This window comes from Loigolactobacillus rennini DSM 20253, from assembly GCF_001436505.1.
Classification (GTDB): Bacteria; Bacillota; Bacilli; order Lactobacillales; family Lactobacillaceae; genus Loigolactobacillus; species Loigolactobacillus rennini.
The window spans coordinates 1-17,684 of the sequence record NZ_AYYI01000082.1 but is presented as its reverse complement, the minus strand read 5'-3'; the positions used below and the strand labels follow the sequence as shown (position 1 = coordinate 17,684).

Below are 17,684 nucleotides of genomic sequence, written 5' to 3'. Positions count from 1 at the left end.
AGCGGTGAGGTCACATTGCCGCTTTATTTTTATAAATGCAACCTTGTTTTCCTACCACGCTAAGTCAGGTTGGCCTTTAACTGTTTTGTGCAGCAAACAGACAATGCCAACTTGAAATCAAGTGGGAGAACAGGCCATTTGAAGTATTTTTAACGGTAAAATTCCCGTTAAAATAGGAGTTAAGAAAAAATACGGCTTATCTTATCAAACACTTGACTTTTCTGAGGCGCAGTTGACGTGGCGCTGCAGGATTGTCATACTGATAACATGGGTATTTTAAGTATGGAAAGGGGTAACGCATGACAAAAGTAAGAGTTGAAGTCAAAGACTTAACCAAAATTTTCGGTAAGCAAGCTGCACAAGCGCAAAAGCTGTTAGCGCAAGGCGTTAGCAAAAAAGATATTTTAGCTAAGACGGGTGCGACTGTTGGTGTGAACCATGCCAGCTTCTCCGTCCACGATGGCGAAATTTTTGTCATCATGGGCCTTTCTGGTAGTGGTAAATCCACATTAATCCGGATGATTAACCGGTTGATCGAACCAACCAGCGGCCAAGTCCTTTTGGATGGCCAAGACATCACGAAATTAGATAAGAAGCAATTACGTGAGGTTCGGCAAGAAAAATTAAGTATGGTGTTCCAGAATTTCGCACTATTTCCACACCTAACTGTCTTGCAAAATGCTGCTTACGGTCTAGAGCTTAAAGGCATGGACTTAGATAAGCGAAATGAAAAAGCCAAAAAAGCGTTACGTTTAGTTGGCTTAAACGGCTACGATCAACAATATCCAGACCAATTATCTGGTGGGATGCAGCAGCGGGTTGGCTTAGCACGTGCTTTAGCCAATGATGCCGAAATCCTGTTGATGGACGAAGCCTTTTCAGCCTTAGATCCGTTGTACCGGAAAGATATGCAGGATCTATTGCTCAAAATTCAAGAACAGATGCACCGAACCATTATCTTTATCAGCCATGATTTAAACGAAGCCCTGAAAATTGGTGGCCGGATTTTAATCATGCACGATGGGACCGTGGATCAAATTGATGAACCAGAAGCCATCTTGACGCACCCAGCCAACGATTACGTTGAACGGTTTATCGAAGGTGTCGACCGGACGAAAGTCTTAACCGCTAGCACGGTGATGAACCATGCACATGCAGTTAACATCACTAAAGCCGGCCCACGGGTGGCATTGCGCAGAATGCGTGATAACGATATTTCCTCCATTTATGTTGTGGACGATGAAAATCACTTCGTCGGTTTTGCCGATGCGGATGATGTTGCTGATTTAATTCGTAAAGGCAGCCGTGACTTACGCTCTGTCCTCAAAACAGATGTGCCAAGCACGCATCCAGATACACCAGTGAACGATTTAATCAATGAAATTTCAAAAACGCCGATTCCGTTTTGCGTCCTTGATGACGAAAACCACTTATTAGGTATCATTTTACGTGGTTCAGTACTAGCGGCAATCGCAGGAGAAGAGGTGACTGAATAATGAACATTGGACAATTACCTTTAGCCGATTGGATCAACTCCGGAATTGACTGGTTAACCCAATTTACTGGCTTTTTTAACGGCATTACCAATTTCTTCCAAGCCATCGTCAATGCTATTCAGTGGGTATTTGACTTATTACCTGTTTGGCTGTTTATTATTTTAGTTTTAGCCCTGAGTTATTGGGTGAAACGCGATGGTAAAAAATGGGGCTTCCTCATTTTCGAACTTTTAGGCATGTTATTGATTTGGAACTTAGGCTACTGGCGGGATATGACCCAAACGTTAACCTTAGTGTTATCGTCTAGTCTAATCGCCATCATCATCGGAATTCCGTTAGGGATTTGGATGGCGAAAAGTAAAACAGCTGAAGTCATCATCAAACCGATTCTAGACTTTATGCAGACGCTCCCGGCCTTTGTTTACTTAATTCCAGCTGTTGCGTTCTTCGGTATTGGGATGGTACCTGGTGTTCTTGCATCAGTCATCTTCGCCATGCCACCAACAGTCCGGATGACCAACTTAGGCATTAGCCAAGTACCTGGTGACTTAATTGAAGCTGCGGACTCTTTTGGCTCAACTAGTTGGCAAAAATTAACGCAATTACAATTACCATTAGCAAAATCCACCATTATGGCTGGGATTAACCAGACTATGATGTTGGCCTTATCCATGGTTGTAATTGCCTCAATGATCGGTGCTCTTGGTTTAGGGACACAAGTTTACTTTGCCGTTGGCCGTAACGATGCTGGCTCTGGTTTTGCTGCTGGTATCGCTGTGGTTATCGTCGCAATCATCTTAGACCGGATCACGCAGGCATTTAACAAACAAGCGCATCACTAAAGGAGGTAATGTTTTGAGACGGAAGCTTCGCTTTTGGCTTAGTAACGTTGCTATCCTAGGCTTTGTTTTTCTACTAGCAGGTTGTAGTGGCAGTAAACCTGCCGCCTATAATCCGAATAAAGATTTAGGCCCGCAGATTAACTACACCATCACTGGGATGGATGCTTCTTCAGGCATTATGGACTCAACGGATAAAGCCATTGATGTTTATGGATTGAAAGCCAAGAACTGGCAGTTAATGCCAAGTTCAACGGCCTCGATGTTAAGTACCGTAGATAAAGCTGTAAAATACAAACAACCAATTGTCATTCCAGCTTATCAACCGCACTGGATGTTTTATGAATATCCATTGAAATTTTTGAAGGATCCGAAAAATGTCTTTGGCCAAGGTGAACATGAAAGTACGATCGCTCGCTTTGGTTTGAAGAAAGACAATCCTGGTGCCTATAAATTCTTGCAAAACTTCCACTGGACCTTGAAAGAAGCTGCACCTGTCATGATGAACATTCATCATGGGATGAGCGCGAAGAAGGCCGCTAAGAAGTTTGTCAAAAATAATCCGAAGAAAGTCAACCAGCTCCTAGCTGGCGTGCCAGATGGTCATGGTAAGAAGATTAGCTTAGCTTACATGCCATATGACTATGAATACGCTGCAAACGCAGTGGTCAGACAGCTTTTAAAGGATAAAGGTTACGACGCTACCATCCAGCAACTGGATGTGGGCGTGATGTGGCAGGCCGTCGTTTCTAAGAAGGTCGACGCTACCATCACTGCTGAATTACCAGCAACCCACGCTGCCTTTGCGAAGAAGTACAAAGGCCAGTATGATTTGGTACGGACAAACCTGAAAGGTGCCCGGATTGGGTTGGCAGTTCCGAAGTACATGAAGAACATCAACTCCATCGAAGATTTAAAGGGTAGTAACAACTAAATAACAGTAAAAGCACCAGCAGAATCTGCTGGTGCTTTTTTATGGTCTTATTCTAAAACGTGTGCCGCCTGGTAGCACACATACTTTTCATAATTAAGTTGCTGGCTCTAAATACCCTTGCACTAAATCGATAAATGCCGCCATCTCTGGTGTAATCCACTTATCTTTGTGTAAGACTAACTGGGCCCAAATTTGTAAATCTGGAAAAATCACCGGTAATTGTTGAATCGATTGGTGTTGTAGCGCATTTTTTACAGCAAAAAATGGTAAAAATGAATACCCCATGCCCCGCTTGACTAAATGTATGATGGTTTCTGCATTACCAATTTCTAAAATTGGCTGAATGTGCAGCCCTTCCCCATCTAACAATCGATCCAACTCATACCGGTAGCTCTCCCCGGCTTCCGTTAAAATAAACGGCCACTGGACAATTTGCGCCAACGTTAATTTAGCTGCGGTAAAACGCTGATTCGGTGGTCCTACGAAGACAATCGGCTGTTTTTGTAACAATTTATTTTTAAATTGCGGGTCCGTTTTGCGCCGGTCTAACGTAAAAAATAAATCTACGTTATTTTTTACCAACATGTCAGTTAGAGAATCTTTGCCCGTAGTGTACACCACCGTTTGCACTGCTGGATAGTGCTTATGAAACGCCAGTAAAATATCAGGCAGCAATGATGTGGTGATGGATTCCACACTACCAATGCGTAAAATTCCTGAAATCTGGGAGGCCTTTTTGGCACCAGCTGTGGCACTGGTGACCACGTTAATCAATTCATGGGCATAAAACATGAAATTTTTGCCAGCTTGCGTCAATGAAACTTGGTTATTCAACCGTTCAAACAGCCGCACGCCTAATTCACTTTCTAAATTTTGTATCTGCACTGTAATCGCTGATTGCGAATAACCAAGCTGTTGAGCGGCTTGCGAAAAACTATGACTGGCCGCTACAGCTAAAAATGCTTTAACATTTCTAATTTCCATAAACTCACCTATTAATTTTTTTAATAACTTTATCTAAATTATGAATTTCACTAATAACTAATTTTAAGTTAGTATGGAAAGCAGTGACTGTCAAGGATAAAAATATAACTGAGGTGATTAAATTGGCAACGCCAACGCGTGAAGAAATTAAACAAGTATTGAATCAGTTCGTCGATGAGATGTTAACTCAAGATGAGCAATTGAAAGCAGCACCCGTCCGCAAACCTGCAGACGCAAGCATTCGGCAAAAAATTGCGGCCAAGCCAATCCCCCGTGAAGGGCGGCCATTAACCACTGCAGTTTCAGAAATGTTAACCGATATTTATGCTTACGGTGATAACATGCGTCACCCACGGCATTTCGGCTTTGTACCGGGACCATCATCGCTAGTTTCTTGGTTAGGCGACGTGTTATCCAGCGCCTACAATGTCCACGCTGCAGAATGGACCGTTAGCCCAACGGCGGTGGAAATTGAGCAAAAACTAGTCCGCTGGTTCTGTGACAAAGTCGGTTATGGCCCAAAAGCCAGTGGTGTCTTCGTTTCCGGTGGCTCCATGGCGACATTAACCGCTTTGGTTGCCGCGCGGCATAAAATACTGACGCCAGAAAATCAACATTTAGGCACAGCGTACATTTCAAACCAAACCCACAGTTCGGTGATTAAAGATTTACACGTCATTGGGCTCAGCGATCGGCAAATTCGTAAAATTCCGGTTGACGCTGATTTCAGATTAGACGTTAATGCACTGAAGAAAACCATCATGCAGGACAAAGCTAATGGCGCCATCCCATTTCTAGTCATTGCCACTGCCGGTACCACTAACACCGGTAGCATTGATCCGTTGAAGGACATCACCGCCATCTGCCGCAACTTTAACATGTGGTTGCACGTTGACGGCGCGTTTGGTGCTTCAATTTTACTGTCGCAACGTTACCGGCACGTCCTCGATGGGATTGCAGCTGCGGATAGTGTCAGCTGGGACGGCCATAAGTGGCTTTTTCAAACCTATTCTTCTAGTATGGTGCTAGTAAAAGATAAAGCAGACTTGCTAAATAGTTACTACGCCCACCCCGAATATTTAAAAGATTTGGAAAGTAAACACGCGCACTTTAATCCCGCCGACATGAGCATTGAATTAACCCGCCCAGCTCGCGCGCTTAAATTATGGCTCACCTTACAAGTCTTAGGCAGCGATAAAATCGGCGCGACTATCGATCACGGCGTTGAAATGACCCAGTATGCAGAAAAAGTATTACGCAACGTACCACAAGTGGAAATTACGTCACCAGCTCAGCTGGCGATGATCACCTTCCGCTACGCCCCGCAAAATTTATCTGAAGCGCAGCAGGACGAACTTAACCAACAAATTTCCCAAAAAATGCTGGCCACGGGCTTTGCAGGTGTTTACACCACTGAACTTAATGGGCATAAAGTGTTGCGGTTATGCATTATTAACCCGAATACTGCCGAAACTGACATTAAAGCCACCATTCAAAAGCTAACGCAAATTTGCCAAAACTTAGTGCAACAACACCGGATAGCAGTTGGTCAAAATTAAAATGCTGTCATTATCCCCGCTTGTCAATTTAAAATTGGCAAGCGGGGATTTCTTGTATGTGGCAATGGGGGCTTGAATAATGCTTTTAATTTGCTTACACTAATATAAAAATAACTGGAGGCCAGCTTTATGCAAAGTGTTTATTTTAATCATGATGGTAATGTGGATGATTTGGTTTCTCTTTTATTATTACTGCAAATGCCAGAAGTTAAGCTCATCGGTGTTAGTGTGATTGATGCTGATGGTTACATCGATCCTGCCGTATCTGCTTCCCGCAAAATCATTTCCCGTTTTGGTACCGCCAACCGCCAACCGACCGCTGTAGCTAAATCTGACTCACGGCCAGTACATCAATTTCCTAAAGAATGGCGATTAAGCGCTTTTTCATTTGATGATTTTCCAATTTTAAATGAAGCAGGTAAACCCACTATTCCCATTGCAAAACAACCAGCGCACTTAGATATGATTGAAAAAATAAAACAAGTAGATAGTAAAGTTACTTTAGTCATGACAGGGCCACTAACAGATCTAGCTCGTGCTTTAACTGTTGAGCCAACTATTGTCAATCAGATCCAAACCTTGTACTGGATGGGCGGAACATTAAACAGCCAAGGAAATGTGGCAGAACCTGGACAAGATGGTACTGTAGAATGGAATGCTTACTGGGATCCTGCTGCAGTTAAAACGGTTTGGGATTCTGATTTACCAATTGTTATGGTCGGACTTGATAGCACTAACCAAGTTCCGTTAACCCAAGCTTTGCGCCAACGTTGGGCAAAACAGCGGCGTTACCCTGCGCTAGACTTAATCGGACAAGGCTATTCTTTAGTCCACTCATTTGAAGCCAATTCAACTTACTACCTTTGGGATGTTCTCACCACATTAGTCAGCCATTATCCAGAGCTAGTAGACACTACGCAAGTTAACAGTACCGTTATTGCCACTGGCCCAGCTGCAGGACGAACTGAAATCAACACCAATGGACGCCCATTAACTTTTGTAACGAATGTCCATGCGGATGCTTTCTTTGATAAAATTGACATGTTGGCTAAAAATGCACCGCTTCATTAAATGAAGTCCACTAAAAACGAAAAATTCTGAACTTAAATTACCCGATAGTAAAAAATAACTGTGTAATTTATTTTTTACGCACTATTAATAATTGTTTACTGTAATCATTGAAGTAATGATTGATATTATCCCTATCCTTAATGATGTTCCACCAAAGTAGAACATTTTATGTTTCACGTGAAGCAAAACGTCCCCACCATGCTAGCCAAAGCCAGCATCATGGGGACTTTTTTGATGACCATTCCATTAAAAAATAAATGTTAATACCAATTAGGCTGCCAAACAGTTAACCAAACTGACATCCAACCTTCCCAACTAAATGGTTAACTCGATCTGATTACCTTCTGGGTCTAAAACCACACTTTCATAGTAGCCATCACCAGTTGTCCGCGGGCCATTAGCAATTTTGTAGTCAGCGGCGGCTAATTTACTTGTTAGTTGGTCCACTAGGGCGGAATCGCCCAAACTAAACGCAACGTGGGTGTACCCTTGTACTAATTTGTGTGGATGTTGCATCACATCCGGTCGCTGCATCAATTCAAGTCGCGTTTGATCCGCAAACGTTAAAAAATAAGTTATTAAGCCAGTTTGTGGATTGTGATATTTTTGGTTAACCTGCGCATTAAAATAAGTTTCATAAAAGGCCCGCATCTGTTCTAAATCATTGACGTAAAGTGCAACGTGGGAAATTTTCATGCTCTCACTCCTCCTGATCAGCCTAAGTTACTCCTGACATTAACGCATTTGCTAAGTGGCGTCAATTCGCGGCATTTCGCTGTTAAGCGAAACGCACTTACCAAAAAATTAAGCAGAAAGATTGAATTCGCTTTCATTAGCTACTATAATCGAAACTAAATGAAAGGAAGGATAACTATGGCATACCAATCAATTAATCCTTACACGAATGAATTATTGAAAACCTATCCTGACGCGACAGATGCCGATTTAGAAGCAGCATTATCTGACGCACACCAATTATATAAGACTTGGCGCAATGATGATCCTGCTTCCCGGGCGCCTTACTTGAAAAAAGTGGCTGTCTTACTTCGGGAGCAAAAAACTGAACTAGCCACAATCATGACTAAAGAAATGGGCAAATTATTAACCGAAGCGGAAGGCGAAGTCGATCTATGTGCTAACATTGTTGATTACTACGCCGACCACGGTGCTGATTTATTAAAACCAGTTCCATTAAAAACCGATGCTGGCAAAGCTTATTATGCCAAACAAGCTACAGGTGTCATCTTTGCCGTTGAGCCTTGGAATTTCCCGCTGTACCAAATTGTCCGGGTTTTCGCGCCTAACTTTATGGTGGGCAACCCAATGATTTTAAAACATGCGTCCAACATTCCAGGCTCTGCAGACGCCTTTGATAAATTAGTTCAAAAAGCAGGCGCACCTAAAGGCAGTTTCAAGAACTTATTTGTTAACTATGATCAAGTTTCTAAAGCAATCGCGGATCCACGGGTAACTGGTGTCGCGTTAACCGGCTCGGAACGTGGTGGTAGCTCTGTCGCTAAAGCGGCTGGAGAAAACTTGAAGAAGTCTTCAATGGAACTTGGCGGTAATGATGCCTTCATCATTTTAGACGATGCTGACTTTGATCTGGTTCACAAAGTCGCGCCACAAGCACGCTTGTATAATGCTGGTCAAGTCTGCACATCTTCCAAACGTTTCATTGTGATGGCAGATCATTACGATGACTTCTTGGAACATTTGAAAGCTGGCTTTGCAGCAGTTAAACCAGGTGATCCATTAGCCAAAGAAACCACTTTAGCCCCATTATGCACGAAAAATGCCAAAGAAAAATTGACTAAACAAGTCCAAGCTGCAATTGATGGCGGTGCAAAAGTTTATTACGGTAATGAACCCATTGATTTACCAGGCCAATTCTTCCCGCCAACAATTTTAACTAACATTACCAAAGACAACCCGATTTATAACCAAGAATTATTTGGCCCAGTCGCTGCGGTTTACAAAGTAAACTCTGAAGAAGAAGCCATTGCTTTAGCCAACGATTCCAGCTACGGTTTAGGTGGTTCTGTCTTCTCCGCAGATCCAGAACACGCTAACCGGGTGGCTGAACAAATTGAAACCGGCATGTCATTTATCAACTCCGGCTGGTTATCCTTGCCAGAATTACCTTTTGGCGGGGTTAAAAACTCTGGCTACGGCCGTGAATTAAGTGATCTCGGCTTAAATGCTTTTGTTAATGAGCACTTAGTAATTAACACAACGGATAAATAAGTTTTTTTCATTAATTAAACATTAAAAAGCAACATACAAATTCGGCAATGATGTCGAATTGTATGTTGCTTTATTTTTAACCGCCCGAATACTTCAAATATTGTTGTAATTTCAACCCACATAATAATTGAAACCAGTGCTGACTTTCCTTTAAATTTAACCCTGTCAAAGCAGTGATCTTACGCAACCGATTTAATAATGTATTACGGTGAATAAATAATTTTTGCGCGGTTTTCGTTTGGTTACCACCACAATCAATGTACTGAGCTAAAGTTGACAGTAACGCAGTTTGATTTTGCTGATCGTATTGGTGTAAGTGTTGAATGTTAGGGTCCCTTAAAACAGTCAAATCCTGAGATTTTTCAGCTTGTGCTAAAAGCAAAGTGAAATAATAATCACGACAAAAAACAATCTGCTGTTGTTTTTCTAATTGTGACGTTAACTTTTCAATTCGTTGTATGAGCTGATAATGTTTTGGCGTAGCAAAAAAGTCAGTATAAGCCTCTGAAATAATTAGCTGGCTTTGTAGCTTTTGTTGAATTTGTTGCCAATTTATCTCAGGTGCGCTTAAATTAAGTGGCAATAACGCAACTAATCGATTTTGATAAAAAACGGTTAATGCCTGAGGAAATAGTTCGCGTAGTTGGCGTACTGTTTGTGCTGGATTAAAAGACTTGATGGCAAGGAAGCGCATCCGTTTCGGTAATGTATAATTGATAATTTTAGCATTTACTCGAATCGCCTTTTGGTTAACGCCACGCAGAACATCCGCTAACACTTGTCCCTTCACAGTGATTTGATGGTCTTTAAAAATAGCAGTTTTTCCCAACAAATCACTGATAATTTGGCCAATCTGAGGTAATAATTGCTTTTGTAATATCGTAAAATCCTGTTGATCATTAAACATGACAATGTACCCTACAGCTTGTTGTTTAAAGTATAATTGTGCAACTAAACGTTGATAAGTTGAATTTGGGCAAGGAAAACGATAGCTATTCTGAGATGAAGTTGGCGTTTGATGGCTTATTTTTTGAATGCCATGAATAAAATCTAACTCGGCATAACCTTGATCAATGTTCCGTTGCCATAATGGGTCTGGAAAGGGAAAGGTACGGGAATAGGCGAGTACTCGGTAATTTTGATCAATCACCATCAATGTATTATTCAATTGCTTAGCAGCAACGTTTAAGACCGTCTGGTAATCATGGTTTAAACTCCATTGTAAAATAGTATCCAGTTGATTAGTTTGCTGTCTTTCCTGCGCAAGAAAACCATTTGCAGTATTAAACACTGCAATTAATCCTTGATCAGCTAAAACGGACTTAGTGTTTGAAACGCATGGACAGCGGACTACTGCTTGATTCCAGTCACCATTAGCTGCTAAATTGAGCAACTTTAAAGGTGCTTCTGATTGAATTTGACCAATATATAAAGTGTGTAACTCATAGGTGCCTTGTTGCGGTGTATAAATTTGAATCGAATCGATAATCGTATCAGATTTAATTTGAATCTGTGACAAAATGTAGTGATGTGCGAGTTTGTGCATAATTTCGCTAATTTTCATAATCAAAACACCTTCAAATGATCAATTTAGGCAAATTGCACAGTTTACAGCAATAAACTATAGCTAAAATGTACCTTAATTTTACCAATTTTCTGTGCTAATGTGAAATTAGTAACCGATTACAAGTTATGGTTTTCACATTAAGGGAGGAAATAATATGAATCAACCATTTAATAAGCTTTTTCAACCAGGAAAAATTGGTAAATTATCATTAAAAAATAAAATTGTGATGCCAGCTATGGGCGTTTCTTTGGCTGAAACCAACGGCGAAGCAAACGATGATATCATCCAATACTATACTGAACGCGCACGCGGTGGCGTTGGCTTAATCATTACAGAAGTCACCCGGATCGATGATCAGTATGGTGCGGCAACTTATAAGCAACTAGCAGTGACGGATCCCAAACAAATTCCACAGTTACAGCGACTGGCAGACGCCGTTCACAAATATGACACAAAAATTTTTGTTCAACTTCATCATCCTGGTCGCGAAACAACATCACAACTAATTGGCGGACGACAAATTGTTGCCCCATCAGCGATTGCCGACAAAACAGTTAAAGAAGTCCCCCACGCACTGACAACAGAAGAAGTGCAACAACTTATCAAAGCTTTTATAAAGGGCGCAGTCATTGCTAAAACAGCAGGTATTGATGGGGTTGAATTACATGCTGCTCATGGCTATTTGCTAAATCAATTCTTATCACCTTATTCAAATCATCGCGAAGATCAATATGGTGGTAATTTCACTAATCGTCTACGCATCCTAAAAGAAATTATCGCTGGCATTCAACAATTGTGCGGCACCGACTATCCTATCAGCGTCCGCCTCAGTGCAAAAGAATTTATCACTGGTGGCTTACAGCTAACTGATACAGTTAAAATTGCCAAAGCACTAGAGAAATATGGTGTTAGTGCGATTAATGTTTCTAGCGGTGTTTACGAAAGTGCACCAACCATCGTTGAACCAGGTTCCTACGCACAAGGTTGGAAAAAAGAATTAGCACAGACGATCAAAGCAAACATCAATCTCCCTGTCATTGCTGTAAATAACATTAAGACACCCGAAGTAGCTGAACAACTACTCACCGAAAATGTTTGTGATTTTATTGGCGTTGCTCGTGCCACCCTAGCAGATCCTAACTGGGCTCATAAAGCGGCAATTGGCCAAAGTGACCAAATCACCCCTTGCATTGGCTGCTTACTTTGCTTTGGCGCACTACAGTCAGGTAAACACATTATCTGCGCTGTCAATCCAAGATTAGGGCGTGAACGTGAATTCACCAAGCTTAAACCAGATGGTAAACAACAAATCGTTGCGGTAATTGGTGGTGGTCCTGGTGGCATGGAAGCCGCTAAAACGCTGGCAAGACGCAAATTTAAGGTTATTTTATACGATCAACAACCTCAATTAGGAGGCACATTAAATTTAGCTGATAAACCACTACTAAAAGACAAAATCACCTTGTTCAATCAACATTTAATTAACCAAGTAAAAGCCGAATCCAACATTGAACTTCATTTGAATGAGCAAGCAACTATTGCCAAAATTGAAGCGCACCATCCTGCTGGTGTTTTTATCGCTAATGGGGCACAGCCAATCGTTCCTGACCTGCCAGGCATTCACCAAAAACACGTCATTACTGCAGAAGATTACTTAGCCGGAAAAGCACAAGTATCCGGTCAGGTTGCCGTAATTGGTTCAGGTATGACTGGATTAGAAACAGCAGAGAAAATTGCTAGTGAAGACCATCCGGTAACGATTGTTGAAATGCAAGCCAAATTAGGTATTGGCATTAACCCAACCATTTTAATGGATCTCATGGGGCGTCTAAAACAATATCAGCCACAAATTATGACCAATAAACGCTTAACTGGTATTCGGGGTTCCCAGATCGATGTCATGGACACTACTAATCAACAGTCACAAACGCTTAGTGCAGATACAGTTGTACTTGCATTAGGTGTTACCCCTAATGCTCAACAAAGTGAACCATTTAAGCAACATTTCAACCATGTCAGAATGATCGGTGACGCCCAACAGGCTGGTAGAATTGCAGAAGCCATGCGAGATGGCTACTCTAAAGCTTATGTTTTTGCCACTGATCGCGACTAGCTAATAACACCAAAAATTATATGCCCTATAATACTGAGTAGCTATTTAGTAATCAAAATAAGCCTATGTCAGCAAAAAGGACTGTAACAAAAGAATTTCTTTTGTCACAGTCCTTTTTTGTCGCTACGTTAGAATGGCTTGTTTATTTATTGCAACTAAGACTAACAGTGTTTGCTACCATCAAATATTACAAACCAATACGTTTAAAACTTAATTTTTTAATTAAAGCACATTGTCATTCCATCAACGCCAACTGATCAGGATCTAAAATTTGAAAGCGATTGACCGCTAATTTTTTAATTAAACCCGCATCAGCAAAATCGCGGAACTTGCGACTGATGGTTTCCGGCGTTGTTCCCAAATAACTGGCAATATCTTTTTTCTTGAGGGGTAGTGTAAAATCTGCTGTATTTTTACCAGCAGTTTCCAACAAATACATGGCTAAGCGCTCTTCAATTGAAGCAGTGGTGGTACGCGTCGTTTGTTCAGTCACACTCGCTAATCGTTGGCCAAATGCATTTAAAATGTTTAGCGCTAATTGGGGCGAACGCTGCAATAATTTTTGAAAGTCTTCCCGGCGAATTAAGCAAACATCCGTTGCCGATAACGCTGTCCCAAAGTTTTGCCGGGTGCTCGCTTTAAATAGTGCTGCTTCACCATCAAAATCACCTGGATTGAGTAAATAAAGTAATTGTTCCTTACCGTTTGCCGCGATTTGTGTAATTTTAACTTGGCCGTGAGCAACAATTAATAAAGACGTCACCGCATCCCCAGCTGTAAAAAGGCTTTCGCCAGCTGCAAAGTGGTGGTGGCGAACTAAAGTTGCAACTTCGGCTTTTTCTTTAGTCGATAAAGACTGAAAAATTGGCACTAATTGAATGCATGCTTTTGCGTCATGAACCATCATTTCCGCCTCCATTATTTCGCTAATTCTAGTATAACGCATTCATCAATTAAAAGCTGGACTCCTGTTAGGACTAAATTTTTGCATAAAACTTGCACTGGAACGCGTTCCAGAGCTTATGCTGGAATTAATTAAGGTTCAAGGTGGAGGCGATCACATGAAAAAAGCAGGGATCATTCAAGTCACGGATCAGTTTGGACTCGACAGTTTTTACTTTGCCGAATTGCATTTTGATGGCAAACAACTGCTCATCATCGATGCTAAAACTCGGCAACAACAAACTTTTCCCCTGTCTAAAATTCAAACCAGTTTACACGCTTGCCCAAACGGCCTGGCTTTTTGCACACAGCAACATACCACCATTACACTTTTAGCACAACCACTACCGCTATCGGACTTGTTTATTGCATTGTGGCAAGCTTGCCTTACAGTAGCGCATTAATAGCTAGTAAAAACGAGCAAGCCAATTATGGCTTGCCCGTTATCTACGTAAGAAATAAGTCGCGCAGTAGAAGAAAATAGCGCCTGCTGCGGCAATCAGTCACCATCACGGCAGTAAACGTGCAACAAAAGCCAACTGTTTCCGCTTGCCATGTTTCAACTCGGCGATTTTTGCCGTAGCTGAATGGCCAACGTCTGAAACATCAGAGATTTTCGGTACGAAAATCTTCCTTAATTGTGGAATAGTAGCCACGCTTAGCCGTCAATTTGCTTTGCAAATTTCCTGCTAAGCTGAGCTAATGCTCAACAGTTAACCGGCTCATCAATTTTTTATCCACCACCGCGGCAGTAAACGTGCAACAGAAAGCAGCTTCTTCCGTCTAGCTACAGCAGTCAAAACATTTGCTTCGCAAATAACTTGCCTGCTTAGGCTAGTCCTCAGAAGCTCCCGCTTTCTGCAATCAGTCACCACCGCTGCAGTAAACGTGCAACAGAAGCCAACTGTTTCCGCTTAGTTACGCCTAGTTGGCAATCCGCTGCGCGAATCACCAACTAGGCTAGACTAATGCTCAACAGTTAACCGGCTTCTGTTGCACTCTTTTTTTAATACGTATTATTGGTGTAATACTGGGTTACTGCGCCGTTTGTGTCGTAGTTTTGACTGTTTTCGTCGTTGAAGAAGGCTTCGTTTAAGGCGTTTAGTCGGGTATTTTGGTTATCTAGTTTTTCTTTAGATAAACCTAGCTGCTGGCGCAATTCATTTGACGTATGTTGTAGAATTTTGGTCGATGGTACTTGGTAAGAGCTACCATTAATCGTCGCCGATTTTTCTTTCAGTTGTTTTGACGACACATTATCCATATTGCTACGGTAGTTAGTGGCCAATTTTACGGCGTCATTTAAGGTAATGTCTGTCCGCAAATAAGGTTCCAGCGATTCCATCATGTCGCCGTATTTGGTGATGCCACTTGGCGTTGCTAATTTTTTAACCACTGCCATCATGACTTCTTGTTGCCGTAATTGGCGGCCGTAGTCACCCCGTGGGTCTTGGTAACGCATCCGAGAATACGCCAGTGCTTGTTTACCGTTTAAGTGGTGTTTACCTTTCGGAATCGTGATGCCATCAAAGGTGACGTCCATTGAGGCATTCACTGTCACACCACCAACCGCATTGACAATTTTCTCCAAGCCGCCCATGTTAATTGCGGCATAATAATTAATTGGTACGTTCAGTAATTTACTGACGCTGGCTTTTGCCATTTTTGATTCGCCAATATTATAAGCAGCATTTAATTTTTGCACGTTTAAGGATTTTGTCCCCACCATTTCTGCTAAGGTGTCCCGAGCGATGCTGTAAATCACTGTCTTTTTAGTATTCGGGTTCAATGTAACGACCATAATCGTGTCAGAATTCCCGCGACTAATCCGGCCGTCTGCACCGGTATCAGCACCCAGTAACAAAATTGAAAACGGCTTTTTCTTTTTAATCGCCGTATTGTGAGCAGTTCCGTCCGTGTCATAAATCTTGTTAAATGTGGACCGGGTTTGGTGCCACATCATCCCAAAAACACCACCAACACCGATAATTAGCAGTGCGACAATAATTAAAGTGATTTTCAAACCTAAATGTTTGTGTTTTTTATTTCTATTCATCTCGCGTCGTGTGCGTTGATCCATTGCTCTCCCTAACCTACCTTTATCATTTGCTTTACCTCTAGTTTACCTTTTTTTCGTCATTTTAGGTGACTTTTTTACGAAGTTTGCGCTTTTTTAACTTTTTTCAATCATTTCATTACTTTAAACCAGAACTTGTACTTAATTTAAAAAAATACGCATCAAAAAACCAGCGTATGGATTTACGCTGGAAAAGGAGTTAAGGGGGAGATTTCCATTACTAGAGGGATAATAGAAATCACTTTTGGGTTAGGGATTAGGTGGGGTCCTTATCTCTATGCTGTTTACTATACGCACCAGATGTGAATAAATTGTGACGAAACCGTCCCATTAACTTGAAAGATTGTTTATAAAAAAGTAAAGCTCAATCGCCTTTTTCCAGGGCTTGTTGTTCTGCTTGCAGTCGTTGTAACTGTTTTAAACCTGCCACAATCGCTTGGCGTGAATAGCCATGTTGATTTAAATCAGCCGTGCTTCGTCGGTTTAAAGTATCGTAAAACCAAGCGCCTAACTTTAAAAAGGTGATTTCAGGCATCGCGTAGCGCAATTTTAACAAGCGCGTGGCGGCTTCCGAATACTGCTTAGCACTAATTAATTTTTGCAATTCTGTTTGGTGCGGTAATAACGGCTCATCCATATGAAAGACAATTTCGGTGTCAGTATCGTTCTTACGTTTGCTCAGCAAATAGCCTAAGCCTTCCGCAAAAGCTTTAATCTGCCGCATTAAATAGTCGCTTTCGTCTTGCATGGTCGTCCTCCTTCATTCTTAAAACCAAGCTACTAAATGGGTCCAAGTGCCACTTTCGTACATGATGTAAAGTCCTAATAAAATGTAAACTGCTGCAGTTAACCAGCGGCCGTACTGATCTAAAAACCGGGCCACCACTGGCAGTTTAACTAGTAAATAACCCGTTAAGCAAAATAACGTTAGCATCACAAAAAAAGTTAACAATACGACGACTACTGCGCCTGGTGTCAGTGTCACAAAATACGGCACATAAATGCCAATATTATCCGCACCACACGATGCTATGGTGATTAAGGCCATACTGACAAATAGACTGCGACGCTGTTTTAACGTCTGATTGACCACCGCATCATCGTCGTCATCCCCGACAATCAATAATTTCACGCCCATTACAATTGGGATAATGCCCAGTAAGCCCAACAACCATTGATCAGGAACAAAGTGTAAAATAAACGCTAAAATCAGCGCAGTGACGACCAAAACGCTAGTACCAGCCAAATCACCTAAGTAAACTGCCAGTTTATCCTGCCGGGTTTTTGCCCGGCTGAAAACTAGGGCTAAAATAATCAAATTGTCAATGCTAGTGGAGACATAAGCCGCCGCCCCCGATAAAATTAATTTTCCCATAAAACGACCTTTCCATTATGGCATGTGGCTGGGGCAAGCGACTTGCGTTGTTTCTTCTTGCCAGTTCAAGCTATCAATTACCCGCGACATTTGCGTCAGTAACGTCATAATTTCATGATTAGTTAATTTGTAATAATAAAATTTACCTTGGCGTGTTTGCTGGATTAACCCACAATCGCGCAAACAAGCTAAATGCTGGGACACATTAGATTGACTGGCACCCACTGCGTTAACCAGCTGCGTCACATTTTTGGGTCCAGCTTGTAAATTTTCCAAAATTGCCAAACGGATTTTGTTATTCAAAGCATGAATCAATTTGGCTTGCGTTACCATCATATGGCCACCTTCTTTAAATGGATGCGCTTACCTTTTCATATTAGTCGTTTCTAATATGAATTGCAAGTACAGATAAAAAAGCACCGGCATGAAGTGAACCCTTAAAATTGGACAACTTTATTAAGCTGCTTTCTGGGCGGTAAG

17 protein-coding genes are annotated in these 17,684 nt (G+C 41.7%); 8 read left to right on the top strand and 9 right to left on the bottom strand.

Annotation, left to right across the window (positions count from 1 at the left end; genetic code table 11):
• Positions 1 to 299: 299 nt before the first annotated feature.
• From FC24_RS09345 to FC24_RS09335, 3 genes are read left to right on the top strand one after another with little or no spacing between them, the layout of a single operon-like run.
• Positions 300 to 1,496, top strand: a complete 1,197-nt coding sequence (locus tag FC24_RS09345; protein ID WP_057874607.1) for a quaternary amine ABC transporter ATP-binding protein — start codon at positions 300 to 302, stop codon at positions 1,494 to 1,496.
• Positions 1,496 to 2,338 carry an ABC transporter permease gene (locus FC24_RS09340; protein ID WP_275453140.1) on the top strand — a complete coding sequence of 281 codons (843 nt, stop codon included), beginning with the start codon at positions 1,496 to 1,498 and terminating at the stop codon, positions 2,336 to 2,338. The genes FC24_RS09345 and FC24_RS09340 overlap by 1 nt, the downstream gene beginning before the upstream one ends.
• A gap of 13 nt (positions 2,339 to 2,351) precedes the next feature.
• On the top strand, positions 2,352 to 3,269 hold the full coding sequence (locus tag FC24_RS09335) for a glycine betaine ABC transporter substrate-binding protein (protein ID WP_057874605.1): 918 nt from the start codon (positions 2,352 to 2,354) through the stop codon (positions 3,267 to 3,269).
• 93 nt (positions 3,270 to 3,362) lie between these two features.
• Here FC24_RS09335 and FC24_RS09330 read toward each other — a convergent pair whose 3' ends face one another.
• Positions 3,363 to 4,253 carry a LysR family transcriptional regulator gene (locus tag FC24_RS09330; protein ID WP_057874604.1) on the bottom strand — a complete coding sequence of 297 codons (891 nt, stop codon included), beginning with the start codon at positions 4,251 to 4,253 and terminating at the stop codon, positions 3,363 to 3,365.
• A 122-nt stretch (positions 4,254 to 4,375) separates the two neighbouring features.
• Between FC24_RS09330 and FC24_RS09325 the strand changes: the two genes are divergently transcribed.
• Positions 4,376 to 5,812: a pyridoxal phosphate-dependent decarboxylase family protein gene (locus FC24_RS09325; RefSeq protein WP_157059117.1), complete on the top strand. Its 1,437-nt coding sequence runs from the start codon at positions 4,376 to 4,378 to the stop codon at positions 5,810 to 5,812.
• 129 nt (positions 5,813 to 5,941) lie between these two features.
• Positions 5,942 to 6,883: a nucleoside hydrolase gene (locus FC24_RS09320; protein ID WP_057874603.1), complete on the top strand. Its 942-nt coding sequence runs from the start codon at positions 5,942 to 5,944 to the stop codon at positions 6,881 to 6,883.
• Between the two features lie 315 nt (positions 6,884 to 7,198).
• Here FC24_RS09320 and FC24_RS09315 read toward each other — a convergent pair whose 3' ends face one another.
• Positions 7,199 to 7,579 (bottom strand): VOC family protein, encoded by a 381-nt coding sequence (locus tag FC24_RS09315; RefSeq protein WP_057874602.1) that lies wholly within the window; start codon positions 7,577 to 7,579, stop codon positions 7,199 to 7,201.
• Between the two features lie 177 nt (positions 7,580 to 7,756).
• Here FC24_RS09315 and FC24_RS09310 point away from each other — a divergent pair, with 177 nt between their 5' ends.
• Positions 7,757 to 9,130, top strand: coding sequence for an NAD-dependent succinate-semialdehyde dehydrogenase (locus tag FC24_RS09310; protein ID WP_057874601.1), 1,374 nt, complete (start codon positions 7,757 to 7,759; stop codon positions 9,128 to 9,130).
• 76 nt (positions 9,131 to 9,206) lie between these two features.
• Here the strand turns inward: FC24_RS09310 and FC24_RS09305 are convergent, their stop codons facing one another.
• Entirely contained in the window at positions 9,207 to 10,694 is a 1,488-nt protein-coding gene (locus tag FC24_RS09305; protein ID WP_057874600.1) for a PucR family transcriptional regulator, read from the bottom strand.
• Positions 10,695 to 10,851: 157 nt separating this feature from the next.
• On the opposite strand from FC24_RS09305, the gene FC24_RS09300 reads away from it, so the two are divergent.
• Positions 10,852 to 12,810, top strand: a complete 1,959-nt coding sequence (locus FC24_RS09300) for an NAD(P)/FAD-dependent oxidoreductase (RefSeq protein ID WP_057874599.1) — start codon at positions 10,852 to 10,854, stop codon at positions 12,808 to 12,810.
• A 235-nt stretch (positions 12,811 to 13,045) separates the two neighbouring features.
• On the opposite strand, the gene FC24_RS09295 is transcribed toward FC24_RS09300, so the two are convergent.
• Positions 13,046 to 13,717, bottom strand: coding sequence for a Crp/Fnr family transcriptional regulator (locus FC24_RS09295; RefSeq protein WP_057874598.1), 672 nt, complete (start codon positions 13,715 to 13,717; stop codon positions 13,046 to 13,048).
• A gap of 154 nt (positions 13,718 to 13,871) precedes the next feature.
• Here FC24_RS09295 and FC24_RS09290 point away from each other — a divergent pair, with 154 nt between their 5' ends.
• Positions 13,872 to 14,156 (top strand): hypothetical protein, encoded by a 285-nt coding sequence (locus FC24_RS09290; protein WP_057874597.1) that lies wholly within the window; start codon positions 13,872 to 13,874, stop codon positions 14,154 to 14,156.
• Between the two features lie 105 nt (positions 14,157 to 14,261).
• Here FC24_RS09290 and FC24_RS11530 read toward each other — a convergent pair whose 3' ends face one another.
• The 5 genes from FC24_RS11530 to FC24_RS09270 all read right to left on the bottom strand — a co-directional run bounded on the left by FC24_RS11530 (position 14,262) and on the right by FC24_RS09270 (position 17,540).
• Positions 14,262 to 14,408: a hypothetical protein gene (locus FC24_RS11530; RefSeq protein WP_157059116.1), complete on the bottom strand. Its 147-nt coding sequence runs from the start codon at positions 14,406 to 14,408 to the stop codon at positions 14,262 to 14,264.
• A gap of 350 nt (positions 14,409 to 14,758) precedes the next feature.
• The gene (locus tag FC24_RS09285; RefSeq protein ID WP_083485681.1) at positions 14,759 to 15,832 is read right to left on the bottom strand and encodes an LCP family glycopolymer transferase; all 1,074 of its coding nucleotides are present in this window, start codon (positions 15,830 to 15,832) and stop codon (positions 14,759 to 14,761) included.
• 361 nt (positions 15,833 to 16,193) lie between these two features.
• Complete coding sequence (locus tag FC24_RS09280; RefSeq protein WP_057874596.1) at positions 16,194 to 16,577, bottom strand: DUF6483 family protein; 384 nt, start codon at positions 16,575 to 16,577, stop codon at positions 16,194 to 16,196.
• Between the two features lie 18 nt (positions 16,578 to 16,595).
• Complete coding sequence (locus tag FC24_RS09275) at positions 16,596 to 17,204, bottom strand: cadmium resistance transporter (RefSeq protein ID WP_057874595.1); 609 nt, start codon at positions 17,202 to 17,204, stop codon at positions 16,596 to 16,598.
• Positions 17,205 to 17,219: 15 nt separating this feature from the next.
• Positions 17,220 to 17,540, bottom strand: a complete 321-nt coding sequence (locus FC24_RS09270; RefSeq protein WP_083485680.1) for an ArsR/SmtB family transcription factor — start codon at positions 17,538 to 17,540, stop codon at positions 17,220 to 17,222.
• Between the last annotated feature and the right edge of the window lie 144 nt (positions 17,541 to 17,684).

Coding starts and splice junctions, on each gene's coding strand:
- FC24_RS09300 (WP_057874599.1), top strand. CDS start 10,852: ATGAATCAACCATTTAATAAGCTTTTTCAACCAGGAAAAATTGGTAAA.
- FC24_RS09340 (WP_275453140.1), top strand. CDS start 1,496: ATGAACATTGGACAATTACCTTTAGCCGATTGGATCAACTCCGGAATT.
- FC24_RS09280 (WP_057874596.1), bottom strand. CDS start 16,577: ATGCAAGACGAAAGCGACTATTTAATGCGGCAGATTAAAGCTTTTGCG.
- FC24_RS09295 (WP_057874598.1), bottom strand. CDS start 13,717: ATGATGGTTCATGACGCAAAAGCATGCATTCAATTAGTGCCAATTTTT.
- FC24_RS09315 (WP_057874602.1), bottom strand. CDS start 7,579: ATGAAAATTTCCCACGTTGCACTTTACGTCAATGATTTAGAACAGATG.
- FC24_RS09345 (WP_057874607.1), top strand. CDS start 300: ATGACAAAAGTAAGAGTTGAAGTCAAAGACTTAACCAAAATTTTCGGT.
- FC24_RS09290 (WP_057874597.1), top strand. CDS start 13,872: ATGAAAAAAGCAGGGATCATTCAAGTCACGGATCAGTTTGGACTCGAC.
- FC24_RS09285 (WP_083485681.1), bottom strand. CDS start 15,832: ATGGATCAACGCACACGACGCGAGATGAATAGAAATAAAAAACACAAA.
- FC24_RS09310 (WP_057874601.1), top strand. CDS start 7,757: ATGGCATACCAATCAATTAATCCTTACACGAATGAATTATTGAAAACC.
- FC24_RS09275 (WP_057874595.1), bottom strand. CDS start 17,204: ATGGGAAAATTAATTTTATCGGGGGCGGCGGCTTATGTCTCCACTAGC.
- FC24_RS09270 (WP_083485680.1), bottom strand. CDS start 17,540: ATGATGGTAACGCAAGCCAAATTGATTCATGCTTTGAATAACAAAATC.
- FC24_RS09330 (WP_057874604.1), bottom strand. CDS start 4,253: ATGGAAATTAGAAATGTTAAAGCATTTTTAGCTGTAGCGGCCAGTCAT.
- FC24_RS09320 (WP_057874603.1), top strand. CDS start 5,942: ATGCAAAGTGTTTATTTTAATCATGATGGTAATGTGGATGATTTGGTT.
- FC24_RS09305 (WP_057874600.1), bottom strand. CDS start 10,694: ATGAAAATTAGCGAAATTATGCACAAACTCGCACATCACTACATTTTG.